Annotated in this window: 20 protein-coding genes; 13 read left to right on the plus strand and 7 right to left on the minus strand. The window is 60.0% G+C overall.

Annotation, left to right across the window (positions count from 1 at the left end; genetic code table 11):
• Window positions 1-499: 499 nt before the first annotated feature.
• Window positions 500-1,306: a type I restriction enzyme HsdR N-terminal domain-containing protein gene (locus tag DX03_RS00995; protein ID WP_051598698.1), complete on the plus strand. Its 807-nt coding sequence runs from the start codon at window positions 500-502 to the stop codon at window positions 1,304-1,306.
• 237 nt (window positions 1,307-1,543) lie between these two features.
• Window positions 1,544-2,317 carry a hypothetical protein gene (locus DX03_RS20995; RefSeq protein ID WP_185753424.1) on the plus strand — a complete coding sequence of 258 codons (774 nt, stop codon included), beginning with the start codon at window positions 1,544-1,546 and terminating at the stop codon, window positions 2,315-2,317.
• A gap of 903 nt (window positions 2,318-3,220) precedes the next feature.
• Here DX03_RS20995 and DX03_RS01000 read toward each other — a convergent pair.
• The gene (locus DX03_RS01000) at window positions 3,221-3,670 is read right to left on the minus strand and encodes a multidrug/biocide efflux PACE transporter (RefSeq protein ID WP_038685723.1); all 450 of its coding nucleotides are present in this window, start codon (window positions 3,668-3,670) and stop codon (window positions 3,221-3,223) included.
• Between the two features lie 163 nt (window positions 3,671-3,833).
• On the opposite strand from DX03_RS01000, the gene DX03_RS01005 reads away from it, so the two are divergent.
• A complete protein-coding gene (locus tag DX03_RS01005; RefSeq protein ID WP_051598699.1) occupies window positions 3,834-4,730 on the plus strand; it encodes a LysR family transcriptional regulator in 897 nt (298 codons plus the stop codon).
• 15 nt (window positions 4,731-4,745) lie between these two features.
• On the opposite strand, the gene DX03_RS01010 is transcribed toward DX03_RS01005, so the two are convergent.
• Window positions 4,746-5,237: a GNAT family N-acetyltransferase gene (locus DX03_RS01010; protein WP_038685724.1), complete on the minus strand. Its 492-nt coding sequence runs from the start codon at window positions 5,235-5,237 to the stop codon at window positions 4,746-4,748.
• Between the two features lie 535 nt (window positions 5,238-5,772).
• On the opposite strand from DX03_RS01010, the gene DX03_RS01015 reads away from it, so the two are divergent.
• On the plus strand, window positions 5,773-7,089 hold the full coding sequence (locus tag DX03_RS01015; protein ID WP_038685725.1) for a TPM domain-containing protein: 1,317 nt from the start codon (window positions 5,773-5,775) through the stop codon (window positions 7,087-7,089).
• 8 nt (window positions 7,090-7,097) lie between these two features.
• Here the strand turns inward: DX03_RS01015 and DX03_RS01020 are convergent, their stop codons facing one another.
• From DX03_RS01020 to DX03_RS01030, 3 genes are all read right to left on the minus strand, one after another.
• Entirely contained in the window at window positions 7,098-7,769 is a 672-nt protein-coding gene (locus DX03_RS01020; RefSeq protein WP_038691702.1) for a VOC family protein, read from the minus strand.
• Window positions 7,770-8,115: 346 nt separating this feature from the next.
• Entirely contained in the window at window positions 8,116-9,117 is a 1,002-nt protein-coding gene (locus tag DX03_RS01025) for an aldo/keto reductase (protein WP_038685726.1), read from the minus strand.
• A 38-nt stretch (window positions 9,118-9,155) separates the two neighbouring features.
• Window positions 9,156-10,157: a TIGR03571 family LLM class oxidoreductase gene (locus DX03_RS01030; protein WP_038685727.1), complete on the minus strand. Its 1,002-nt coding sequence runs from the start codon at window positions 10,155-10,157 to the stop codon at window positions 9,156-9,158.
• A gap of 250 nt (window positions 10,158-10,407) precedes the next feature.
• Between DX03_RS01030 and DX03_RS01035 the strand changes: the two genes are divergently transcribed.
• The 7 genes from DX03_RS01035 (at window position 10,408) to DX03_RS01065 (ending at window position 20,400) form a co-directional block, all read left to right on the plus strand.
• The gene (locus tag DX03_RS01035; protein ID WP_081797113.1) at window positions 10,408-10,692 is read left to right on the plus strand and encodes a helix-turn-helix domain-containing protein; all 285 of its coding nucleotides are present in this window, start codon (window positions 10,408-10,410) and stop codon (window positions 10,690-10,692) included.
• A 421-nt stretch (window positions 10,693-11,113) separates the two neighbouring features.
• Window positions 11,114-12,430 carry an Eco57I restriction-modification methylase domain-containing protein gene (locus tag DX03_RS21000; protein ID WP_185753425.1) on the plus strand — a complete coding sequence of 439 codons (1,317 nt, stop codon included), beginning with the start codon at window positions 11,114-11,116 and terminating at the stop codon, window positions 12,428-12,430.
• A gap of 27 nt (window positions 12,431-12,457) precedes the next feature.
• Window positions 12,458-14,815 carry a sensor histidine kinase gene (locus DX03_RS01045; protein WP_038685730.1) on the plus strand — a complete coding sequence of 786 codons (2,358 nt, stop codon included), beginning with the start codon at window positions 12,458-12,460 and terminating at the stop codon, window positions 14,813-14,815.
• A gap of 11 nt (window positions 14,816-14,826) precedes the next feature.
• On the plus strand, window positions 14,827-15,924 hold the full coding sequence (locus tag DX03_RS01050) for a hypothetical protein (RefSeq protein WP_038685731.1): 1,098 nt from the start codon (window positions 14,827-14,829) through the stop codon (window positions 15,922-15,924).
• A gap of 1 nt (window position 15,925) precedes the next feature.
• Window positions 15,926-16,687 carry a hypothetical protein gene (locus DX03_RS01055; RefSeq protein WP_038685732.1) on the plus strand — a complete coding sequence of 254 codons (762 nt, stop codon included), beginning with the start codon at window positions 15,926-15,928 and terminating at the stop codon, window positions 16,685-16,687.
• A gap of 331 nt (window positions 16,688-17,018) precedes the next feature.
• Complete coding sequence (locus DX03_RS01060) at window positions 17,019-18,818, plus strand: hypothetical protein (RefSeq protein WP_051598700.1); 1,800 nt, start codon at window positions 17,019-17,021, stop codon at window positions 18,816-18,818.
• Window positions 18,819-19,485: 667 nt separating this feature from the next.
• The gene (locus tag DX03_RS01065) at window positions 19,486-20,400 is read left to right on the plus strand and encodes a hypothetical protein (RefSeq protein WP_185753426.1); all 915 of its coding nucleotides are present in this window, start codon (window positions 19,486-19,488) and stop codon (window positions 20,398-20,400) included.
• Window positions 20,401-20,824: 424 nt separating this feature from the next.
• Here the strand turns inward: DX03_RS01065 and DX03_RS01070 are convergent, their stop codons facing one another.
• Both DX03_RS01070 and DX03_RS01075 read right to left on the minus strand, forming a co-directional pair.
• A complete protein-coding gene (locus DX03_RS01070) occupies window positions 20,825-21,706 on the minus strand; it encodes a hypothetical protein (RefSeq protein WP_038685734.1) in 882 nt (293 codons plus the stop codon).
• 449 nt (window positions 21,707-22,155) lie between these two features.
• Entirely contained in the window at window positions 22,156-23,658 is a 1,503-nt protein-coding gene (locus DX03_RS01075; RefSeq protein WP_038685735.1) for a YifB family Mg chelatase-like AAA ATPase, read from the minus strand.
• 144 nt (window positions 23,659-23,802) lie between these two features.
• Here DX03_RS01075 and DX03_RS21005 point away from each other — a divergent pair, with 144 nt between their 5' ends.
• Entirely contained in the window at window positions 23,803-24,141 is a 339-nt protein-coding gene (locus DX03_RS21005) for a hypothetical protein (protein WP_185753427.1), read from the plus strand.
• A gap of 202 nt (window positions 24,142-24,343) precedes the next feature.
• A complete protein-coding gene (locus DX03_RS01080) occupies window positions 24,344-25,291 on the plus strand; it encodes a hypothetical protein (RefSeq protein ID WP_038685736.1) in 948 nt (315 codons plus the stop codon).
• The last annotated feature ends 67 nt before the right edge of the window (window positions 25,292-25,358 follow it).

The following is a 25,358-nucleotide window of genomic DNA, read 5'->3' on the forward strand; positions in this document are numbered from 1 at the left end:
ATCGGGTGAACTGGAGTTGGGGGTTTGGAGAGGTGGGGGTGATGGTGGGGCGGCGTGTGCGCGAATTGGTGATAGCCGGGACGGTACCGCGCACCGATGCGCTCTTGATGCGAGCTGGCCACTGACCGGGTGCCACCCACGAGACGGTGGCCGGGATCACGGTGTTGTCGCAGGTACAGGCGCACACCACTCGGGTAGCTGACAGGACAGCTAAGTCGAAGCTCTTGATAGACATGAGGGTTCTCCTTTGCGGAGCAACCGTACTGCGCAGGTTCGGTTATTCAAAATCCCGATATTTCGCGCTGCTGCCAAGGAGAAAAAGGCGTCCACCGCCACTGATTGGCAGATCTGAAGTCCGCCGTGGCTGCTGGAGAGGCAGTAACGCGACCGAAGTAGACTTCACGTTTCGACCAATGGACTGGTCCGTTTTTCACAGCGCCCGTTGCGGGAAGCTCGCCAAGCCGCCAATATGCGGAAACTGCCAAGGAAAAGGGGGGCTATGTTGAAGATTCCGAAGAAGGTGATGGATCGCTGGCCGGCTACTGTTAAATCACTGGTTGCTGTTGCGATTTCCCACAAGACCAGGGATGTGTCCGAGGCCGACACGGTGACTCTGGTCAAGGATATGCTCGCCGAGGTGTTCGGCTATGACAAATACAATGAACTGACTAGCGAGCAGCAGATTCGTGGCACGTTCTGCGACCTTGCGGTGAAGATCGACGGAAAGATTCGCGTGCTGATCGAGGTGAAGGCTGCTGCGATAGCCCTCAACGAGACGCATCTTCGGCAGGCCATCAACTATGGCGCTCACGAGGGTATTGAGTGGATCGTACTCACGAATGCGTTGGAGTGGCGTCTGTACCGAATCAAGTTCGGACAGCCAATCGAGTATGAGCTTGTCTCTTCATTCTGCATTGCAGACATCAATCTGAAAAATGAAGAGGACCAGCGACGTCTTTTCCTTCTCTGTAGAGAAGGCATTACCTCCGATGCCATGGGTCTCTACCATCAGCACATCTCCGTACTCAATAAGTTCACTGTGGCACAGGTCATTCTGGGTGAGCCGGTTGTATCGGTGATACGTCGTGAGCTGCGTCGCTTGTTCCCTGAGCTGAAGATCGAGTCAGAGGCCATCGTTGAGCTGCTCAACAACGAGATACTCAAGCGGGAGGTGCTTGATGGGGAGAAGGTCAAGGATGCCCAGCAGCGCATACGAAAGGCTCTCTCCAAGAGCGCGAAGAGCCTAGCTAAGAAGGCTGTAGATAGCATCCAAGCGCAAACTATGGATGAGACATCAGTCACTTGACGACGTGCAAAACGTAGATGGCTCCTCCTATCATAGAGCAGTTCAACTGCGACGATCCGCTTACGTTTGACGTTGCCGAGCGCCTTCCACAGGCGTTTAGGCAATTCCGGAGAAGCGCAAAAGCACCACCGTGATGCGTCCTTGTAATTCGAGTGTCCTTGATTGCGTTGCAATCCTCCTTCTCTGGGTCGAATTAAAATCTTGAATCCCATAAAAAATAACTTACTGAATCAGGTCATGATCAAAGAGGCGACACATATAGCACTGAAGGAGGCGAAAGAAAGCAGGGCTGCGCTATCAAAATCCAAGCCTGTTCTGGTTGGTCGAATTGAGTCAGCACCAGCGTCGGCATACCTTCATAATTTCGCAGCCTGCATTCTGAACCGTCATATTGACATCTATGACGACGCCGTCTTTCTGTTAGAAAATAAGAGATATCAAGCGGCGTGTATGGTTAGCCGGTCAATGATAGAGACTTATGCTTTCGCTCAACATTTCTACGGCAAGCTGCGCAAACTACTTTCCGCCGAAAGTTCTGCATCCATAAAATCGGACGTATTTGATTTGATTTTGAAATTTACAAATAGCTCCAAGTACAAGGTTGGCGAGCAGGTTAAGTTGAATAAGGGTGTGTTTTCCCTAGACGACTACTCGTTCACGCCACAAGCGATTGAGCGGATGTCCATGGGCTTGTCCGGAAGTGAGCACGTAATGAACGCACTTCGTGAGCTATATAACGCAGAAAAGGTGCAGCTTTCATCCGTCGAGAGCCAAATTGAACAAACGTATGACGTGCTCAGTGAATGGGTACACCCGTCCCAAACAAGTTTATTTCACCACTACGTTGAGGAGACCCATGAAATCCCAACCTCCTATGGCAATGTAAATTTTTTTGATAATGCCATTTTTCAGTGTGCGGCTGCTATACATTTCATTACGGGGGCTGGAAACCATTACGAATGGGCAATGGAGCTTGCCGACGAGATGGATCGCCGTATCGGTGATAGTTGAGGGTGCCTAGCAGGGAAACCTCGGCGCCTCTTGGGCAAGACTGCGGGTCCAGGTCAATCCCGGTCAATATTGGCCAGAGATGTAAAGGGTCGCTTTAGCGCCGAACTCGTTTAGAAACCCGAAGCCTGTCTAGTATGTCGTCTGAGAAATAGTATTCAACGCACGATTTGAAGTAGTGCGCGTTCTCAATCGAAGAGAATTCGAGTATGAGCGGGTTGCTGACGGAGAACTTTGCGTTTGTTAGTCCGCCGATTGAGCCCCATCCTTCAATGGCGCACATCAGACCACGCAACATGCTGGCAATCTCATCCGCGTCGCTAGCCTTCACTGTATTCATATATACACTAACTCTCGGCGTATAGTTCGGATCCAGAAGCTCCTGAATTTTCATTCATCTCTCTTAAATAAGCGGCATGGCTTGACGAAGCCGGTACCGAGGCCAGGTTTAGGGTTCAGTGTCGATGCTAATCGCAGACGTCCTTTGAGTGGTAGGGCATCCATCTGGTGAACGGGATCCTGCGGTTTTCGGGGGCATACGCGCTGATCCCCTTTCTTGCCTTATCGGAGCCTCTCCAAATCACACCTAGCGGCTGTCATGCGTCACCTGCAGCGGAGCTGACGAAAGCCTCGCACTGGCGCTACTGACGCGTAATTGCGCTGCCGGAGCCCGAAAAATCAGGGTTGCGGGTTGGTTTCAGGAAGCGGAGATTTCCCTTTTGGACAGACCGCTAGATGGCCAATCTCGGAAGACAGGCAACTCGCTATACAAACGTGAAGCAAATGCTATCGGTGTGCAACTGACTCTCACTTGGAGGTATTGAGAGAAAGGTCCGCTTCTGTCCGAAAGCGTGGGAGCATGCAACAGCGCGCAGCGGAGTCATGTCCCACGGCTTTGACAAACAATTAACCCTCGCTAACCCGCCCAGCATCCCCACGCCGCACCAACCGCTCCCGCACCTTGTCATACACCAGGTTGTACACATACGTGTAAGGCAGGAAGAAAGCGATCAGCCCCATCTCCAACAGGAACGCATCCCAGTAGGAGATGGACAGCCACCACGCGGCCAGCAGCACCACCACCAGCACCAGCCCGCCTTCAAAGCCCACGGCATGCCCAATGCGCACCGGCACGGAGCGCTTGAACCCGAACTTCTTTTCCACGCGCTCGAACATCGCGTTGTAGAGCATGTTCCACAGCATGGCGCAGGTGGCCAGGGCGATGGTGAGCACGCCGGTGTCGAACAGCGACTTGCCCAGCACGTACGACATCACCGGTGCGCACAGGCACAGGGCAATGCCTTCAAACAGCACGGCGTGGACAACACGGTCCCAGAGGGTCTTTTCAGCTTTCATGGTGCAGCACCTGATGGTCGCCGCCGGCAGGGCCGGCAGCGCGGGGAGCGGATCGAAGGAGGGGGAGGGGGCGGCGATCAACGCTCGTAGCGCGCCCGGGGACCATGGTATAAGTTTCAAAAATGGTGAAAAACCCCCAATACCGTAGGCGGCCGTTTCATATATGAAACACTTTCCGTGGGACAACCTGATGGTGCTGCTGGCGGTGGTGCGCGGCGGCACCCTGCGCGAAGCCGCCAAGGCCGCGCGGATGAGCACGGCCACGCTGTCGCGCCGGCTGGATGCGCTGGAAGAGCGCCTGGGCGGCAAGGTGGTGGAGCGCACGTCCACCGGCTGCATTCCCACCGAGCTGGGGCAACGGGTGTTCGCGTTGGCCGAGCAGATGGAAGAGGCCGCCGACGAGATCGCCCGCGAGGCCGATACGCCCAAGGAGCTGGTGGGCACGGTGCGGATCAACGCCGACGAATGGGCCAGCTTCCTGCTGATCACCCTGCTGCCCGGGCTGAACCGCCTGCACCCCGGCCTGGGCGTGGAGGTGCTTACCTCGCGCGAGCCCTACAACCTGGCCCGCCGCGAGGCCGACGCGCTGCTGCGCTACGGCCCGCCCGACACCACCGACCTGCGCGGCGACCGCGTGGGGCGGGTGGAGTACGCGCTGTACGCCAACCAGGCCTACGCCGCGCGGCGGCAGGCGGCTATCGCCAACCAGGCGTGGCATGAACTGGAATTTGTGGGGCTGGACGAACCGCGCGTGGAGTTCGAGGTGGAACGCTGGCTGCGCACCTTGCCCGGCGCCAACCGCCCGTGGCTGCGCTGCAACTACTCGGTGGGCGTGCTGGACGGCGTGACCGCCGGCGGCGGGCTGGGCGTGATTGAACGCACGGTGGCCGAACACGTGGGCGGGCTGGTGCGCGTGCGCGATGCACCGGCGCTCACCCAGGACGTGTGGCTGTGGACGCATCGCTCGCTGTATGAAACGCCGCGCTTCCAGGCCGTGCGCGATTTCCTCAAGCACGCCTGGCTCAACGCGGTGGCCGAACGCGCGCCGCCGTCGGCGTAGGCGTGCAGGCGGGGGCTACGCCGCGCTGATCAGGAAGAAATGGAAGTCCGAGTCGTCGGGCGGCGCCGGCGTCTCGATGGTCAGGCCCATCTTCGGCAGGTTCCTGCGCCAGAACGCATGGGCCACCGTGTCGTTGCGGAACGTGGCCAGCAACCAGCGGCCACTGCCCGGCAGCACCAGGCGCGCAACCACCTCGCGTGCGATGCCCTTGCCGCGGTGCGTGGGCAGCACGAACAGGTCGGCCAGCTCGGGAATACGCTGGCCCTCGTGCTCCACCTCGTCCACCAGCACGAACCCGCACAGCACGCCGTCCAGCCACAGCAGCTGCGCCCAGGTGGGCGTCTCGCGCAGGTTGGCTTCCACATCGGCGCGGGCGCAATCGTAGGTGCCGTCGGGGGCGATCTGCTCGCCGCTCCATGCCGACGCTTCGAAGTAATACAGCTGCAGCAGGCGGTGCAGCACGTCGGTGTCGGCAACCGAGGCGGCGCTGAGCGTGAGTCCTCGCATGGGGCATTCCTTTCCGGGCGGGGCGAGGGTGGCGGCCATCATAGGCGGCTGCCTCGCTGCTGCACAGGTAGCCCATTCACGCAGCTGAGCAGGCACGGCGGGCGGAGTGGTATGTGGCCATTCCGCACCGCCATATGCACGGCCATTCCCCCGCAAACGCAGCCATTGCAGGCACTACGCGGCATGGGCGCGCGCGGGTGCGGCTGGCTTGACGATTTTCTGAGGTTTCTCCCACGCGTCCTTAACCCGGCGCTGCACAGCATTGCCCCACCCCGGCATTCCGCCGGTGGGCTCCGGAGACCTTCCATGACCCAGCAGCGCAAGCAGGATTCCCAGAATCAACGCGACCAGCAGCAACAGCAGCAGGAAGAGCAGCAGCGCAACCAGAACCAGCAGCAGGGGTGGCAGGACGAGGAAGAGTGACGGCCACCGGCACGGCCGCCCCCGGAAGCCCCGCGTGATGCGGGGCTTCTTCGTTTGCGCCGGCCTGCGGCGCATCGCGTAGCATGCGGGCATCAAGCAACCGGACGCTGTGATGCACGCCAGGACGACGCAACTGTGGCAGTGGGTGATGGTGCTGTGCCTGCTGCCGGTACTGGCGCTGGCCGCGCCCACCCCCACCCCCATCCCCGACCTGCACGACCCGGTGGTGGACACCGTGCAGGTGCTGTCGGCCGATGAAGCCCAGCAACTTCGCACCCAGGCGCTGGAGCTGCAGGCACGGCGCGGTGCGCAGCTGCAGGTGCTGGTGGTCGACAGCGCCGGTGACGAGGGCATCGAAGCCTATTCGCAGCGTGTGTTCGACCAGTGGCAGATCGGCCGCAAGGGCGTGGACGATGGCGTGTTGCTGCTGCTGGCAATGGGCGACCGCCGCGTGCGCATCCAGACCGGTTACGGGCTGGAAGGGGCGATCCCCGATGCGTATGCGCAGCGCATCATCGACCAGGCCATCCTTCCGCGCCTGCGCGAGGGCAAACCCGGCCAAGGCATCCTCGATGGCAGCGCGCTGCTGGTGGGCCTGATCGACGGCGAAGCGCTGCCGCTGCCTGCCGAGACCGACAACGTGGTGCGCCTGCCACAGGACTGGCGCCGTGGCGACAGCATCGTGGCGCTGGCACTGCTGGCCGGGGCGCTGGTGGGTGCGTGGGCCCGGCGGGCGGGGCAGCGTGGCGTGCCCAGCCGCTGGTGGCGCGTTCCGTCGCTGATGGTTGCGGTGGTGTGCGTGGGCGCGCTGGCCTGCGCGTTGATCACCCCCGGTGCAACCGCCGCCCTGGCGATCGCCATGGGCATGCTGGTGCCGGTGGCCATGGTGCTGGGCTGGCTGTGGGTAGACAGCCGCCGGGCGCGCTGGGTGCTGTCGTTCCTGCTGGTGGCCGCGGTGGCGGCCAGCGTGGCCAGTGTGGCGATGGGCCGGCCGGTTCCCAGCCTGGCGCTGCACTTGCTGCTGGTGTTCGTGCTGTCCATTGCGGTGGGCCTGGCTACCTTGTGGGTGGCTGCGCTACGCACCAGCTGGCGCACCGGCAAGCTGGGGTTCTTCGTGCGGCTGGTGTTCCTGTGCGGGGTGTCGGCGGTGTACGCGTGGCTGGTCCACCGCACCTATGCGAAGTTCGGCGATGACGCGGGCTTGGTGATGGTGATCGCCGGTGGCTTCTTCCTCTACATCACCTGGACCATGGTGATGGGCTTCCACCAGCCCCCGCAGCCGGGCAGCCGGGGCAAGGGCGGGCGGCGCACACGGCGCAGCGACCGCGATTCGAGCAGCAGCTCGTCCAGCAGTTCGTCCAGCTCGTCCAGCAGCTGGTCCGGCGGTGGTGGGCGCAGTGGCGGCGGGGGTGCCTCGGGTAGCTGGTAGCGCCGGAGTTATGCCGACTGCACGCGCCAGTCCAGTGCGGCGTCTTCCAGCACGGCGTTTGCGGTCACGCCGCTCAGCCGCACCTGCAGGCCCTGCGCATTGGGCAGCCAACGTTGCTCGGGGAACCAGCGGCGGGTGGCGTCCACCACGATGAGCAGGCCTTCGTCATCACCCATCGGCGCGAAGTAGGGCGTGGGCGTGGACAGCGGCACCAGACCGAATGTGCTTTCAATCTCGGCCTGCAGCGCGGCGACGGCGTTGGTCGGTACGCCCACTTCGCTGATGCAGGTCATCTCGCTGCCGTGGAACGCGCCGGTGCGCTCCGACGCGGGCAGGCGACGGCGGGCGATGAGTTCGAGGATGAGCTCATCGGGGCCGGTGAAGTAGATCGATTCAGAATCCCACCGGCCTTCGAAGGTGAAATGCTCCTGGCCTTCGGCGTTGCGTTGGCGCGTGGCGCGCGCGTCCAGCCAGGCAGTGGCGGCGGCGAAGCGGTTGTGCGGCACGTTGAAGGCGAGGTGGACACCGCCCACGGGGAGGGTGCCTGCGGGGATGAGGTGGATCTGGCTCCAGCCGAGCGTGACCGTTGCGTCATGCACGGGAAGCTGCAGCACGTCGGCGAAATAGGCGGCCGTGGCGGCAACGTCGGCAGTGGGGAGCGTGAGCTGTTCAATGCGCATGCCTGCCATGGTGCGACGGTGCGGGGCAGGCGTCCAGTGGTTACGTGGATGCGGGGATTTGCAGCTGTGCGGCCATGTGTTTACAAACATCCCGTCGCTAATGGGAGAGAAATCCGCACGCTTGCAAGGATTTTTTCGGGCCGGTCGGTTCCGGCCTGGAAGGATCGCGGGTGCCGCCAATGACGGCCATCTCCCGTGCCGCAGCCACTTCCCCATCCAACCGCTCCCGCACCACCCACTGTCCAAGAGGGTGGCTCGGGGGCGCCATAGTCGCTATCGGCCGATGCTGCGCGTACGGGTAGGCGCATCCTGCGCTACGGAGATGGCACTACGCCCACCCTCCGCCTTACCCCGCCTGCGGCAGCGGCGCATCCACCGCCACCAACCCACGCGTGCGCAGCGCCTGCCAGAACGCCGCCGGAATCTCCGCATCCACCAGCGCCAGGTTCTCTGCGATGCGGCTCGGCTGGCTGGCGCCGGGAATCACCGCCGCCACGGCCGGATGCGCCAGCGAGAACTGCAGGGCGGCGGCGCGGATGTCCACGTTGAACTCGGCGCACACCGCACGCAGGGCGTCCACGCGGGCCAGGATCTCGGGCTTGGCCTGCTGGTATTCGTAGTGCGTGCCGCCGGCCAGGATGCCGGAGTTGTACGGGCCACCCACCACGATGCCCAGGCCACGCGCGGTGCTGGCCGGCATCAGGGCGCGCAGCGCGTCGGTGTGGTCCAGCAGGGTGTAGCGGCCGGCGATAAGGAAGCCGTCCGGATCGGCCTGCTGCAACGCCATTTCGCACGGTTCCACGCGGTTGACGCCCAGCCCCCAGGCGCTGATGACGCCTTCCTCGCGCAGCCGGGTCAGGGCCTTGGCGGCACCGTTCATGGCGATGTCGAACACGTCGCGCCAGCCTTCGCCGTGGAAGTCGCGGGCGGGGTCGTGAATCCACACGATATCCAGGCGGTCGGTCTTCAGGCGCGCCAGGCTGGCCTCAATGGCGCGCAGCGTGCCGTCGGCGGTGTAGTCGTAGACGATCTTGTTGGGCAGGCCGTGCTCGAACAGGCCGCCCTTCTCGCCCAGGTCGCGCTGGGTGGTGTCTTCGCGCTCATCCAGGATCAAGCGCCCCACCTTCGTGCTGAGTACGTAGTCGTCGCGCCGGTGCTGCTGCAGCGCCGTGCCCAGCCGGATCTCGGCAAGGCCGGCGCCGTACATGGGGGCGGCGTCGAAGTAGCGGATGCCCTGTTGCCAGGCGGCCTCAACGGTGTCGAGCGCTTCCTGTTCGGGGATGTTGCGGTACATGTTGCCTAGCGGGGCGGTGCCAAAGCCCAGCCGGCCGGGAACGGAAATGCGCATGGGTGTCTCGTTGAAAAGGGAGGGGGAAGCGGCCGTGCTCAGGCGTCTGCGGTTGCCCGCGTTGCCGCGCCGGGCGCGTTGTCGGTAGCCGCGCAGCTGTGGAACAGCGGCAGGACGTACTCGGCGATTTCGTGGAAGGTGTCATCCAGCGGGCGCTGGTTGCGGCGCACGTGCAGGCCGATATGGTCCACACCGGCCGCGCGCATGGCCTGCAGCTCCTGGATCAGCGCGGTGCGGCCGCCACTGAAGCCGAAGCGCCAGCGCTTCATGGGCGCGTCGGCGCGCGCGTCCAGCTCCAGGTGGATGAAGCTGGCATAGGGTTTGGCACCGGCCACCGCGCGCCACGCGGCCACGCGATGGGCATGCTCTGCCGGTGTGCCGGGGAAGGCCAGGCTGCCATCCATGTGCTGGCCGATCCAGGCAGGGGTTTGCTGCGACAGCCCGGCCACCAGCAGCGGCAGCGGCGCGGACGGGCGGGGCAGCAGGTCCAGCGGTTCGGGCAGGTGCGCGCGCGCGTGATCTCGCAGCAGGTCAACCTGGTTGCGGAAGTTGGCACCCCTACCGGGGAAGTCGCGACCGAACAGCGGGTACTCCACCGGGCGGTCGCCGCTGGCCACACCCATCAGCAAGCGGTTGCCGCTGAGCTGCTGCACGGTGGCGGCGGCCTTGAGCGTCAGTAGCGGCTCGCGGATGGGCAGCACCACGGCGGCGGTGCCCAGCAGGATGTCCTGGGTGATGCCGGCCAGGTAGCCAAGGTAGGTGAACACCTCGAACACCTGCGCGGCATCGCCGAAGGACGGGTCGTATACCGGCACGTCGCGCACCCACAACGCCCGGAAGCCGAGCTGGTCCACCAGCTTGGCCAGGGCCGCATGGCGCTGCATGTCCGGTTCGCCGGGCAGCCGACCACTGTTCCGGCGGGCCACTTCGCCGGCGGGTGTCCAGTCGTTGTCCAGCGGCGCTTCCACGCCGATGCTGAAGCCGCCGGCGGTGAGGCGGGAGAGGGCGCTGGCGTTGGATGCGTGCGATGCGGGGGACATGGGGAGATCCAGTGGAGGCCGGTGGTGCGGGTGGCCGACAGTCTGGTGGCTGGATCTTTGCGGAGTAAGCGGGGAATTCGGGAATTTCTTTTGCGCTGGAATCAATAGTCACGGTAGCCGGTTGGCCGGGGGCAGGTTCTGCTATCGCAACTCCGCCTGAAGGAAATGCGATGCGGAATGCAAAATTAAACTGCAGTTCAAGCCCGGAGATGCAATTTAATCTTGCATGGCCAAGCGAACTCCCCCTCTGATGCCGCGTGCCCAACGCCAGCTGCGTGCGCTGGGTGAACGTCTGCGCACGGCAAGAATGCGGCGCGAGATGACCCAGGGCGACTTGGCCGCCCGGGTAGGCGTGAGCGTTCCCACCATCGGCAAGCTGGAGGCGGGGGACGTGTCCACCAGCTTTTCCACGCTGGTGCGTGTACTGACCGCACTGGGGCTGGATGGGGATATCGACGCGCTCGCGCAGGAGGATGCGCTGGGGCGCGAGCTCCAGGACAGCCGCCTGCGTCGCACGGTGGGGGTGAAGAAATGAGCCGCGCCGCAGATGCGCGGTGCGATGCGGCAAATAGGTTCGCCGCGCTGAACCCCCGTAGTGAGACTCTGGTAGGCGTGATCCTGCATTGAATTTTGCATGGTTTGCATTCTTCATGATGGTCAGAGATTGCGACAGCTCATCCACCCGTACTGCAATCCAACTGCCGATACCCGATCGCCTCGACCACGTGCGCCGTCTGAATGTCCTCACAGCGTGGGAGCAGCCTCGCCATCAATGTGCGGCCATCGTGAGAATGATGTGCATCCTCGAGGGCGAGGGGAGAAAGCGTATATGGCCCCCGATGGAAAACAATCGATGAATCTATGGCTTTAACGAAGCGACCGCGCCGGAGATTCTAGATTCGTACTTATTGCTTGGGCGCTGTTAATTGTTTTCCGTCTTGTGGTATATTTGGCGAATGAAAGAATCGCATCTTAAGCGTTGCCAGGTCGAGACTCCGCCGGACGTCGTTCGGCTCGTGTGGTCGTTGGCTTCTGGAATGCGAAATGGAAAATATTTTGAATCTGTTCTTGACCTTGGAGCGGGTGACGGAAGATTTAGTCAGATTTCCGGTGTATATGAGAAATATACTGGCGTCGAGCATGACAAGGTCAAGGTGGGTTCTGCTAAGTTGCCGCATAATGCAGAGCTTGTCGTCGCCGACGCATTGGCATGGAAAACTGGTGGGTATTCAATTTGCGTAGGCAATCCCCCATACATACGCCACCACGGATTGGATGGCCTTTGGCGAGATTCCGCGCTCCGATCCATTGCGGCTGACGGTGGTCCAGAGCTAAAGAAAACCGCTAACTCATTCGTCATCTTCCTGGCTCAGGCGCTGCTTAGGACCGATGAAGGTGGCGTGGTTGCTCAGGTTGTTCCATACGAGTGGGTCTCCAGGCCAAGTGCTAGTGAATTGCGAGAATTCATTAAGTTGAAGGGCTGGGCTGTCACCGTCTATAGGTTCGAGTCTGACATATTCCCAACGGTGCTGACGACTGCATCCATCACCATTATCGACAAAGCGGCGAAAAGTGGCGAATGGAAGTATGGATCCATAAGTCGCGATGGCAAGATTCGAATTTCAGGGAAAGCATCAGGAACGACATCCCACGTTATTGGGTATATGGATGGCGATCAGGCCTGCAAGGGCATACGCGGTCTGAGTCCTGGTGGCCAGGACATCTTCGTGCTCACTGAGGAGGAGCGGCTTTTCCATTCGCTGAAGAAGGGGGTGGATGTCCGGCCTTGCGTTGTATCTCTCAGGGCTATCGGCGAGGACGTCCATCGGCTCGACAGGGATAAATTTGATGAACTATTTGTTCGCCGGGGAGCTCGATGTTGGCTGATCCGTAGCGACAAGGACCGCCGCTCCCCACGGCTGCAGCGATATCTGGATAGCATCCCTGAGGCCTCATGGTCGCGATACAGTACTTGCACGGCCAGGTCCGTATGGTGGCGCTACCGGCCTCATCCCGCACCCGCGCTGCTCTTGGCCTCGGGATTCACTGGCAAACGGCCGAAGAGTTTGATTAATGATGTCGGGGCTATTGCTGCTGGGTCCGTCTACGGAGTGTTGGTAGACGCATCTGCAGGGCCGGCCGCAGCTGAGAAGATCTTCAAGGGCCTGCGGGCGTATGACTTCGAACGTCGGTTGGTGCATCATTCCAACGGGCTGAAGAAGGTCGAAGTTCGTCAGCTCAACACGGTTCTAGCCGATTTGCTTCCGGATTGAAGCATCAGGACATCGAGCGCAGGCGCTATGGCAAAGAAGGACGATCCGAAGAAGGTCAAGACGGCCCATTTCCACATCAGCGCCGCGCTTTTTGAAGAGCTAGGTGAGCGACTGGTCAGCAAGCCTGAAATTGCACTGGCGGAGCTGATCAAAAACAGTTACGACGCCGATGCGTCTTATTGCGAAGTTCAGATCGGTGACCACGCGATCGTCGTCTCGGACGACGGTCACGGACTCACTGAGGAGGAATTTCTCAACAACTGGATGGTCGTAAGTAGTACCAACAAGGTCAAGCGACGTCACTCGCGTCGTTATCAGCGACACATGGCCGGCTCAAAAGGCGTCGGTCGCTTCTCTGCACGATTTCTTGGCACTGTGCTTGTTGTCGAATCGACGGCTCTGAATCCCAAGTCCAAGTCCCTAGCTACACTCACAGCAACCTTCGACTGGGTGGCCATATCCAAGAAAGCTGATGTAGCTGATATCGAGATTGAGTACACGGTTCGCCCAGCGACCAGGGCTGAGCAGGTTGGTACCCGTCTGACGATGAAATCGCTACGCGAACACGTTGCGGACCTGCCAGTAGCTAGGGTTCGCACGGATGTGCTCAGGCTCGTAAAAGCAGATGGAGGCTTGGAAGAGCCTGATTTCGAGTACGACACGCAGGGGCTCGAAGCAGAGGACCCCGGCTTTAAAGTGTATTTCGCAGATGAGGATGCCGATGGCGAGGACGTGGAGCTGGCTGGCCAGATCCTCGACAAGTATGTGGCTCGGGCACGCTTAAGCGTGAGCCTTGATGGGCTTGTAGACTTCCGCGTCTTTTGGAAGGGTCAGAAGAAGCCTGTCGAGAAGAAGACCTTTCGTCTAGACAGAATTGCCAAGCAGTACAGTGCCAAAGCTCTCTCAGGAATGCAGGGGGAGAAGGACGCTCGTGGGCTACCAAAGGACTTGGAGGGAGTGCCACATCTTCCCCTCGCGGACACGGTCAATAGTCCCGTATTCATAGACATCCGTTTCTTCCCGTATCGCCAGGGTACCTTTGTTGATCTGCCTGTGAATGGCAGGGGAGCAATGACATGGGTCAAAGAGAACTCGGGCGTGGCGGTCGTGGACAACGGCTTTGCAATGCCGGCGTACGCAGATGAGAACAGTGATTGGCTCGCAATCGAGTCGTCGAAGTCATCGAACGAGCGCAATTGGCAATCGGTCATCACGCCAGTGTTCTATCCGATGGATGCTTTGGCAAAGAAGAACCCTGCGCTCAATCCAATGCTTGCCCTGCCGCGAGTTCCGCAGCTGATCGGTCGAGTTCACGTTGCAACGCGGAAGGCTCCGGCAAATCTTCAGACTGAAGACGGATGGCTGCTGCCGAATATGGATCGTGAGCAGTTGCGGGACAATGGTGCCTATCGGCTCATGTGGCACTTGGTGCGATTTGCAGTTGAGTCTTTGGCACACTTCGATCGCGCGTTTCGGGTCCAGGATGAGCAGGCCAAAGAAGAAGAAGCCCGCAAGAAGGCCAGGTCCGCCTTGGCCGCGACCATCACAGAGATTCGGTCTTCGCCAGAGATTAACTTTGACCACAAGCGCGTCATGCTGCGTCAGCTTGAAGAGGTCGAAGAACAGATATCGGCGGCTGAGGGTTACGACAAAAGCGTAAGGATGTCTTTGGAGCTCATGTCTACTATGGGTGTCATGGCTGGATTCATGACTCATGAGTTTGAGAAGACCCTAGAGGCGATCCAGCGGATCGCTGAGACGTTGAAAAAGTTGGCAAAGAAGCATCCCGAGATCGCGCAGGATGCTGAAATAGTTATACGTAACGAAAAAGCCCTAGCCGAGCAGGCAGAGTATATGCGCTTGTTCGTAGGAGCGTCTCGCAAGATGACGGTCACTCCGTTCAAGGCCCGTTCGCAGCTGACGGTTGTGGCTCGCACCGTCGAGGCGCTGGCAGCCGATCATGGGATCACCATTGAGATTGAGGCTGACTCAAAGCTGGCTGGCCCCGCGGTACCTCTGGCTGCATATCATGGCGTTGCTATCAACCTGATCTCCAATGCTATGAAGGCACTGGTTGCGAAATCCACCAGTTCCGATCGCCGTATCAAAATCTATGCTACCAACGATGGTGTCCGGCACATTCTGGTCTGCGCCGATAACGGCATTGGTGTGCCAGAGTATTTGCGTGATCGAATTTGGGATGCCTTGTTCACAACTACCGAAAGTGCCGACGATGCCAATCCGCTTAACTCCGGCTTAGGATTAGGTCTTCCTGTCATCAAGAGGGTTGTCGAGGGAGTTGGGGGTCGAGTCGAGCTTTTGAAGACGCCTCCAGCAGGATTCGCGACGGCATTTAGAGCATCATTTCCACTAGCAAAAGATTGAAGGGGGCTTGCATGTGCAACGTTTTGATCATTGAAGATCAACCCGAGACGATTGAGAAATTCAAGGGGTTCGCTCAAGGGACCGAGGTTACGTTCTTCTCGCCTCAAGAAGTTGGTCTAACCGAGAAAAAACCAAACGAAGAAGGTGGCGCTGTCGAAGAGCAGCTTGCTGAGTTCCTCAAGAGCACAATCGGTGAGCACGCCATTGACCTGGTGCTACTAGATACCGATCTGGCAAGGCAGCCCAAGCTGCAGACGCACTCAAGCTACAAGTCGGCGCTTCGCAATGTCGGCATGCCGGTGTGCAGGTACCAGAAGGGTGGGCGTCCCGTCGATCTAGCAATGCTCCCGCAGCTGCAGCGCACCATTCGTGATGGTGCCTCTGCAATCTGGATGCCTAGAGCATTGGTGAGCAGCGATAAGTGCGGGCCACAACTGATCCACCGGTTGGGCGCGATCAGCCGCGCCTTTAAGGCCATTGAGTCTGCCCTAGAGCGGCAGCCAGATTTGCTTCTGCATCGTCACAGCCCCACAGACGTTCTGGCTGCAGTACTGGGTGAGCCGGGACTTGCCTATGAATTTCTTGGCTACGCATCGCAGAATCTTCTGTATTTTGCGACACCAGATGAAAGCTCCTCGGAACATCTCATCTCTGAGGCCAGGCGCTACTCGACCCAGCTGGGTTACTGGCTTTTCAATTACATCCTAACCTTCCCTGGCCCGATCCTGGGCAAGAGCGGTGCTGCCGCCTATCTGAATGTGGAACCGGCCGAGCTGGAACGATGCGAGGCGTTCGCGACGTTGTTGGAGGCCGCGCGGTACTCCGGCCCCTTCTCCGATGTGGAACCGTTCTACTGGCGCTCCAAGCTTATGGAATTAGCGGACGCTGCAGGAGGTGACATCGCTAATGATGAGAGGCTGCAGGGCGTGTTGCTTACACGAATTGATCCTGATCGTCACGCGGCGCAGGCCTACATGTGCATGATTTCAGGGGAAGCCATACGGCAGGACCAGGCGGCGGCCAACCCAGATTGGGTGCCATCCGGCGCTAGTGAAGCCAAAATCAAGGAAGAGGTTCTGGACGAACTCGGCCCACTGGCAGGAATCTAAGATGACGGACTTTGTGAAGTTCAAACGGCAGGTAGAAGTCGTTCACAACGCAGCGAACATTGTCATAGCTAATAGGAATGCGAAGGTTCGATGGCCGGAGCTTGAAGAAGAAGACAAAGGGGTTGACGGGAAGTACATAGCGTTTAAGAACCCGGCGGTGCTTTGGGATGCACCATTGCGAAAGACCGGAGTGAACAGCCGCGCAAGGCGCGCTATTGTTATGGACGGTCACTTCTACTTTGACGGCGATATCTTCAATAGAGGTGGCGCGCATCTAGAAGTTTACTCGACCCACAAAAGCAGCGATGGTCGGTGGGAGATGAAGCTCATCGAAACCATGCATTTCGATTTCGAGTACAAGCATCCGCAGACCGCGTTTCACCCAATGTTCCATGTTCAGTTCGGAAAATCCAAGCGACTTGATGAAGCTGTGATTGCAACTATCGTCTGCGAACTAGCAAGGATCAAGCCGGATCAGCTCAGGCTTGACCGAAGCATCGAGACGGATACTCGCGATGTCAGGATCCCCACCCCCCAGATGGACTACATGTCCGTCTTGGCAATGGTCATAGCTGACTATTTCTGCGATAGCCATTGTTCGAGTGAAGTGACTACCGGCTTCATCACCTTGCTTAGAAAAGTGATGCTTGCAAGTAACCCGGCTCGGTCGAGTAGTCAATCCAAAAACCTGGAGCAGCGATGGAATCCGGATCAGAAGGGGCCGTTCTGTGCCTCGCATTGGTATGCCGAAAGCCATAGGTAGGCGACGGTTGCCTGTGTATCGGCCCAGATGACTCGGCGTACGAGCGATATTGGAGGGCTCGACGTGGAAGTCCTCTGGCGGTCAGGCTCCTGGATCATGGAGTTTGTGGGTGAGAAGCAGCAGCGCACCTAGCTGCTTTACCCGTGCCAACTGAATCCGGAATCTCTTAATGCAGTTGACACAGAGCTTGGCTAGCGATGCATTGGCTTGCCGTCTTTAGAGCCTAAGCCGGCCTCCATGATCGGCAGTGGCCCGTTGAGGCCATGCTTAGGCTAGGCGGAAGTAACCTGCATACGCTTTACAGGCGTGTCGCACCTCAGAGCAATTCAGCATGACCTACGATTACCTCGCAGCATTCCCGCTGCCCGTGGACGCAATCCCTAACCAACTCCGTAAGCTACTGATGCCCATTGGGCTGAATCCGAGTGAAGAAGTCGAGGTTGCGCGCTTCTACGAGCAGCCAGACAAAGAGGTCAATGACGAGCACTTGTATCTTCAGATGGCGGTTGTGCAGGGTGGAGGGCACGAGCCAATCGCTGTCTTCAGGGAGACGAGTCTCGGCGTGGCGGCTTATTCAACCCCCGTCGAAGGGTTTGGTGCTGCAGAGGGCTTCAAGGCATCTATCTCCGGCCATGACTACATCGTTGCGTCGTGGGGAGACGGATCGTTCTACACCTTCAACCTGGCCGAATCGGTCTGGATGACATTGGGTCTCAGCCCTCGCTGCATTGGAAATGACCATCAAAAGCTCATCTACGACGATCTTGGGCAACCCGAAGTCGGGGTGGCGGGTGGCGAGATATCCAGCGAGTACTACTGGAAATCGACTAGGAACATACATTGGTCGATGAGAAACGACTATTTTCGAAAGTACCTATGGCTGCGAGCAGCAAGAGCAGTTCGCACCTTCTATTTTAGATCGCGGATTGAGGACCATCCGGCCGTCCGCTGCCTGATGGAGATCAATACCCACATTGACCTTAAGCCTGACTCAGGGCCCGCATGGTACGAGCTAGACATCCGTATGCACCAAGGTCATCTGGTACTGCAGGTATGGGCATGCGTTGAGGTCGCAGGTCCAGAGCTTTGTCCAGAAATGAGTGCCGATGGGCTCGTCTGGCCAGGTGACTCTGAGCCGACGCACCGAGCTCTTGCCAGAGCCTCTTTCAATCGCGAGCAAGTGTATCTGGACGATCAGTTCCTTGAGCGGTACGAACAAAGCGCCTTCTATGACTCAACGCCTGTCCAGGTCCACGGACAGTGGCATTGCAGCCCTTCTTACAAGGCTCAATGGGGATTTTCAGGCTGTGTTCGAGTGGGACGCAACTTGATTTCGGCCACGCTGGATGACCTGTATGGAACGGTCCCCGACCGAGAGGTACGTCACGCACACAAGTTCGCGCGGAGTGTCGATGCAATTGCTCACCTAAATCTTAATGAAGAGCACATTGTTTCAAAGACTCAACGCCTTTTGGACCAGCTTGTTTCGCTAGACGAGAACCTATCCCTGTTGGCAAGGAGTGCCGGGTTGCAGACGGTACCGGAACAGTTGACCGGTTTTAACAAAGTTGAGCTCTACAAGAATGGGTGGGATGGCTACCCAAACCTCGGGAAGTTGGCCCAGGTTGCACCATTGTCCATGACGCAGCAGGCCTTCCTTTCAAGGTGCAAGCAGGTCCACGAGATCCTGCAGAAAGTTCCCAATGGCTTTGTGAAACAGCTGCTGGCAAAGGCCGGCTGTCCGCGCAAGGACATCAACGGTTTTGCGCTACTGAAGTGTCTCGAAGCGCTGTTGAACGTTGTTCAACGCCTGAACGCAGATCAAGAGTCGCTAGAGTCCTTTTCATCCCAAGTTGAACCCGAGGGGTGGAGTGCACGCAATCCCAAGATGGCTGCGCTGTTCCTCAACAATGATCTTCGTATCGCTGATGCACACGACACCGTGGGCATGTGCATCAAAACACTTCAGACCATGGGATTTGATACCGCCCATCTGAACGATGGCTACGGTCGTGCCCTAGATTTCGTAATGGACGGTGTAATCGATGCGCTTGGCTCGATCAACGGCGCGCTCGCTCTTCTTCTGTCACGCAGTTCGGTGCCGCCGCCGGCGGCGGCCGCTGTCCCTTAGGTGCAGTAGGAGTGTCCTGCGCGGGCCGCAGCGTCTCGGGGCCCGCGCCCTGTTGTCCAGCTGGTGTACAAGGCGGATCCACGTCGGCCGGAGCGACCGCTGCCCCCCGAGGGCGTTGTGAGATGCCGGCTGCTCGAGTGCCGGCATCATGCAAGGCCACCCCGTCGTCGTGATCATAGGGCCATGCTCGCGGCTGCCGTGCATTAGGCGGCGGTTGTGTACGGCGGAACCGGCTCATTAGCGGCTTTTGGGGGCGTCGGGCGCTCTACGAAATAAACAGGAAGGCCCCCGAAATTGCTGGATTTCGGGGCCTGACTGTTCTGTGCGAACAAGCGGATCAACGCATTTCCGACAACGCCTGGATCATTTCTGCCAGGAACGCCTCTTTTCATCAAACCGCTCTTCGTGCTCTTTCGTGTTGGGCTCTGCTTCCAGAAGCCGCTTACGCGTCCTCTCAGCCTTTCTCCTTCAGGCGCGAGATGTCGGGGTGTCTACAGAAGCCGGGGCGACTCAGCCAGACTGGAAACATCAACAACTTGGATAAGGGGAATGAATGAAGTTTGCCGGTGCGAGGTTTGATGAGCTGAGCAACGATCAACTAAGGGAGTTGCCGAAGGAATAGGTTGTTCACCATAATCGCTAATCCAGTTGCTAACGCCTACGCGCCATGTCCTCGAAGTTGAAAATTCAATATTCCCGTTCGCAATGCACTTCATGCGATCGTTTTTACATCTTGGATGCACTGCCCGAAGCCGAGGCGTCCGCAAGCACGAAAACCAGGGATAACATTATTGATGGTGTACTCGCCCAACATGTTGAAAGCTACGGTGAAGCAAGCGACCTGGTGAGGCGGATTGACTGTCCCGACCTAGCTGCATTCGATGCTGCCATTGCCCTTATCCGGAAGGACGCTGAGGCAGGAGGGCGCCCAATGCTTTTCATTCACGGGCATGGTGAAGAAAAGGCAGGTTTGCAGCTAGCGTCCGGTGCGTACGTCTCATGGTCCGCGTATCTAGCGGCGCTTGGCTCCATCACGCTCGCAAGCGGCGGTGAACTCACCGTAGTTGCAGCGTTCTGCCACTCCATGGCTCCCATCACGCTGCTGCCCAGAACTGGGCGTTTGCCATTCGCCTTCTACTACGGCTACGACAACACGATCACCGCTGGAGAAGTACACGACGAGACTTCGCGGCTCTACAGCGGATTCCTTCGGGATGGTGGTAGAACCAGGCCGGATATGCCAACGCTTAAGTCGCACAGCGAGTATGACCACATCGATGAGGTCTTGATCCAGTTCCTCAGCCTGTACGGGGTTCTTGAGCATGCCGAGAGAGCTATTCCAACTCTTTCGATCCGCAAGGCCGTCCGGAGCGTCGAAGAGACCTGGCCGGAACAAGGGGTGCCGCTGGGCGGCGTCGGCAAGAATATCAAGAAGGTGATAATGAGCGAGGAGCTTGTGGCAAGTACGCTTGGCCAGTTCATGTACGACACCGAACGTCGCAGCCGACTGATTGGTGAAGTTCATCGCTGGCGAGAGCAGGCTCAGCAAGGCGCTTCTTCAAGCGCCACCCGGGCAATGTGAGCAGCTCGCTGGGCTAAGGGGCTGCCGACGCTTAGCGACGTGTTTCAGATGCCACGCTGCAGCTCCGCGATCGCCGAGCTGGCCAGTGACGTAGGCATCGAGCACGTCAGTTGGCCAGCCCGGACATGGTCTGCCCGGTCCACCTCGCTGACGCGCTAGGCGTCGTGGTGGTGCAACTGGTGGGCGAGGTCAGTGGATCCACGCCAGCCGGTGACGCTTGCTGACGCGACCGCTATCTCCATAGCGTGCGTGAGATGCAGGCATCGCTACACCTGCAGCTGTCCGATCGCCTGGCTTGCTGTGGCTGGCCTTGGCCGTATGGCGGTAGCAGGCTGACTCACTTCGAGCGTCCTAAACGTAGGACCATGCTGGTTATGTCTTTCTGGACAGCCGGTTGGGTGATCGCTAAGAGCGGGGGGGATTATCAGCTTTCCTCCAAGCGCGCATCCGGATCGGCGAACTCATACGGATCCGTAGAGAGCTCATGTAGCATCGTGCAGACCTCCAAGAAGTCTCCATAGTAGGTGGCTAGACGAAGGAGGCTTTGGGGATTGTTTTCCCTGATCGACTTTACGCTACCTCCCAGGTCATGCTCCAGGCGTCGCAGGTCTTCCTCATCAGTAGTACATACGCCGATGTCCAGGGAGGACAGGTAGAACCAGCGCCTGTCGGGGCTGTACATCGACGGCAAAGCCCGGATGCTCATCCGAGGCGCTAGCCTCCGGACCGATGCAAAAGAAGCACCAAGGGCATACTGGTCCCAGTTGAGTTCTTCTTCCAAGGTGCTCTCGCCAGCCGGGGTCCGTTCGTAGACTTCGGACCTGACGAACAAGCGCCGAGGCTCAGGTGGTACCGCGCGCAGAATGCCAGCCTTCCGGAAGCCGTTGGCCTCCATGACCGCGCGAATCATCGACCCGATCGCTCGGCGAGCTCGATGGCTTAGCTTCTCCGCTCCGGCGTCAGTTTCTGCCCGGGTGTCGATCGGCTCAAGGATTAGGTCGAGATGCTGGGTGATACCGGCAACCGCTGGGCTTCCGCGAAGGGAAAAAGCCGCCATCTGGAGGTAGGCCGCTTCGGAGTTGATCAGCCTCCACAGCGATCCATTGTCCCAGTTCAAGAAATCGCTGAACTGGGGCGCCTCTTTAGCGAATCGTCCCGGGTCGGCAGGGGAGAAGTGGGGGATGGACTGCGGCGCATCGTGAGCCTGCGATAGGAGGCTGGTGAGGGTCTCATTACCCTCTGGCTGGGCAGCAAACTTATCACTCTGTATAGTCATGGTAGTAATCGGCATGTGCGAAATGTGCATGTATCGTATCGGTCTATGGCGGCGATTGCAAGACCGCGCAAGTTGTACAAGCTGGAGTCAGGTGTCTAAGCCGCTTCTGAGGCTCGCTGACCATGGCTGACCTGGTGGCGTTGCGGTGGGAGCAGGCACTCACCGCAAGGTCGTCCACTTCCCTCGCCAACCGCTTGCCACAGCGCAGTTGGTCGAGGGAGGCCTTTCGTTAAAGTCAGTCGCGTATTTCATTACCTAGTCGCGTTGACGCCCGCAACCGCACGGCTGTGGACCACTGAGCGTATCCCGCACCGCATCTCTGTCCCTGATATGCGCCATTTGGGATAGCAGGCGGGCGACGATCAACGGGTTAGCGCAACTAAGTCTATGGGCGCTCTAACGCTATCTAACCCTATTCATGATCGTGCAGTGAATCTTGGCGAGCTTGGATTCTTGTGGTGCTGAGCGATTGCGATAGCTCATCCACTCCCACCCCGATCCAACTGCCGATACCCGATCGCTTCGGCCACGTGCGCCGTCCGAATGTCCTCACTCCCCTCCAGGTCGGCCACCGTCCGCGCCACGCGAAGAATGCGATGCATCGACCGCGCTGACAGCTGCAATCGTTCCACCGCATCCTCAAGCAGTTGCCGATCCGCAGTAGACAGCCGACAGTGCTGCGCCAGCTCGCCGGGCTGCAACTGTGCATTGGCCTTCCCGCTACGACCCAGCTGCACTTCGCGTGCCGCCACCACCCGCGCCCGCACCGTGCTGCTGTCTTCGCCGCACGGCGTGTCATCGCGCAGTTCGTGCGGCTCCAACCGCGGCACCTCCACATGCAGGTCGATGCGGTCCAGCAGCGGGCCGGACACGCGACCGCGATAGCGCTGGATGCCATCGACCGCGCAGCGACAGCGCCCGCTCCGGTCGCCGGCCCATCCGCAGGGGCAGGGGTTCATCGCGGCCACCAGCTGGAAGCGTGCGGGAAACGCTTCACTGCGCGACGCGCGCGCGACTATCACCTGGCCCGACTCCAATGGCTCGCGCAGCACCTCCAGTGCGTGCCGGCTCCATTCGGGCAGCTCATCCAGGAACAGCACGCCGTTGTGCGCCAGCGATATCTCGCCCGGGCGCGGGAACGAGCCGCCGCCCACCAGCGATACCGCGCTGGCGGTGTGGTGCGGTGATCGGTACGGGCGCTGCCGCCAACGGGCGGTGTCGATGCCGCCGCCGGTGCAGGACGCCACCGTGGCGGTCTCAAGTGCCTCCAGCTCGGTGGCGTCGGGCAGGATGCCGGGCAACCGCGAGGCCAGCAGCGTCTTGCCGCAGCCCGGCGTGCCTATCAGCAACAGGTGGTGACCACCGGCAGCGGCTACCTCAAGCGCTCGCCGTGCCTGCGGTTGGCCGCGTACGTCGCGCAGGTCGGGCATGGGCAGGCTGGCGACGTCGGCAGGCAGGGCCTTGGGCAACGTGCGCTCGCCCAGTCCGGCGCATGCTTCCAGCAGCGTCCGCGCCACGCGCACATCGGCGTGCCCGGCCAAGCCGGCTTCTGCGGCGTTCTCTGGTGGCACGATCAACGTGCGGCCAAGCCGGGCGGCGGCAAGGGCGGCAGGCAGCACGCCGTTCACCCCGCGCAGTTCACCGGTCAGCGCCAGTTCGCCCAGAAATTCGTAGCGCGACAACACCTGCGTATCGATCTGCCCGCTGGCGGCGAGGATGCCCAGCGCGATGGCCAGATCAAAGCGACCGCCCTCCTTGGGCAGATCGGCCGGGGCCAGGTTGATGGTGATGCGGCGCTGTGGAAACTCGAACTGCGAACAGACGATGGCCGCACGCACGCGGTCGCGCGATTCGCGCACGGCGGTTTCCGGCAGGCCGACCATCTGGGTGTGCGGCAGGCCGCCGGAGAGCAGTACTTCAATGCGGACGGCAGGCGCGTTGACGCCTGCGCGGGCACGGCTGTGGACCAGCGCCAGGCTCATGCGATTACCCAAAGTTGTCGGTCAAGCTCGCAATGGTGGGTAAGTTCAACGTTGACCGGTATAGGCAAACCCTGCAGCTGGATGTGGGTATTGCGGTGCATCGCTCACTGCGTTTCGGGTAGCGTACGGCGCTGCAACCGTTTCGTGTTCGAGGTCGCATTCGTCTGGTTGCAGCACGGGATAAGCACTCAGCCGAACGTGGGCGACGCGACGCCACCAGGGAGATTCTCGCGCCTGTCGATGCTGTTTGCGTTGTCAGCGCTATGGATGAAACGCCGGCAGTTGCTCGTCGCCCGCCATCGACTCGACGTAGCAGTACACGTTGGCAGTTTCAAAACTGACATGAATCACAAATCACACAGGACAACCCGGATCGGCGTAGCGAATCTCCAGCTGTGCTTGTTGAGCAACGAACAGTTTTGCGATATAGAAGCTGTGCGCAATGAAGGCGCGCCCATCTTCATCAAATGGAAGAGCGCATGAAGCTGCTTGAGTCCGGGACGAGCACGATTACGGCCTCCCTCCGTAGCGATATTGATCATCATTGCAATAGTGCTCCGCTGGGCATCGGAGGAGAATCTGGCGGCAGCGACAGCCCGTTCCTCGAAGGGGACAGGTGTGAAGGTCAGCGTCCCTGTGGTGATAGTCAGCGTGCTGCCTGCACGTCCAACGGCTGATCGTGCCTATGCGACGACAGTTCGCCGCCGTCGCATTCCACGGTGCCATGAAGGCGCTTGTCTTCCTGCATCTTTCGACATTGGCGGTTGGGGTCGCTTCTGCGGAAGGGAATCCGCCCGAATTCTCACAAAGAATCGAGGCGATGGCGTCTGCTGAGCAGCAAATGACCTCACTCGAGAGGCGCGATCGTCTGGTGCGTCTGTATAGGGCGGAGTTCCCGGCACCTGTCAGTACCACCGATCCACAGGCACTTTCAGCGCGACTGGATGCTGCGATCTCCACTGTCTTCTACTCGAAGGACCCTGGCGTCGCGCGAGAGTTGGCCATGGTCTATCGGGCATTGACCGCGCTTGGCGGTGCCAGGGAGGGTGACTTTGATCAAGTGATCCGTTCAATGATCAAGGCACGAGAATTCGAGTGGGCGAACATCCTGCTGGCAGAGGCCGGGCGCCCATCGCTCCCTTCGGTGGATGTCGGCGCGTTGGCCGGCAAGGGTGCAGTGCGTAGGGTAATGGTGACAGGCAACAACCATATCTCCGTGGAGCCGGCTGACGAAGCCCGGCTCAGGGATGGCATTGTCGTAGTGAGCAATCCTGTATGTGGGTTTTCGAATGCGGCAGGCGCGGCCATTTCCATGGACTCACGCCTTGCCGACGGCTTCAAGGATGCGTTGTGGCTGGTGCCTCCCGAAGGTGACCTTCGCGTTCGCGAGGTGGAGAGCTGGAACCGACGTCATCCGTCTCAGCGTATGGTTCTGACATATGACTGGCTTGACTGGCCAGAGATCGATGACTGGTCGACACCGGTGTTCTATTTCTTTGCGGGTGGCCGGCTTGTCGAGAAGGTCACTGGTTGGCCACTGGACGGGAGTCGGGCATCGCGCCTTCATGGCGCCGTGGAGCGGTGGAGGAAGGCGAAGGAACTACAGAGCGTTCCGACTCCAGAAGGCTTCTGAGGCGACGCGCGCGGGCGCGGGCGTTCATGCGCTGCCGCTAGACTGGAGATCCCCCTGCGCCGCCCGA

The sequence above is a fragment of the Stenotrophomonas rhizophila genome, assembly GCF_000661955.1.
Lineage (GTDB): Bacteria > Pseudomonadota > Gammaproteobacteria > Xanthomonadales > Xanthomonadaceae > Stenotrophomonas > Stenotrophomonas rhizophila.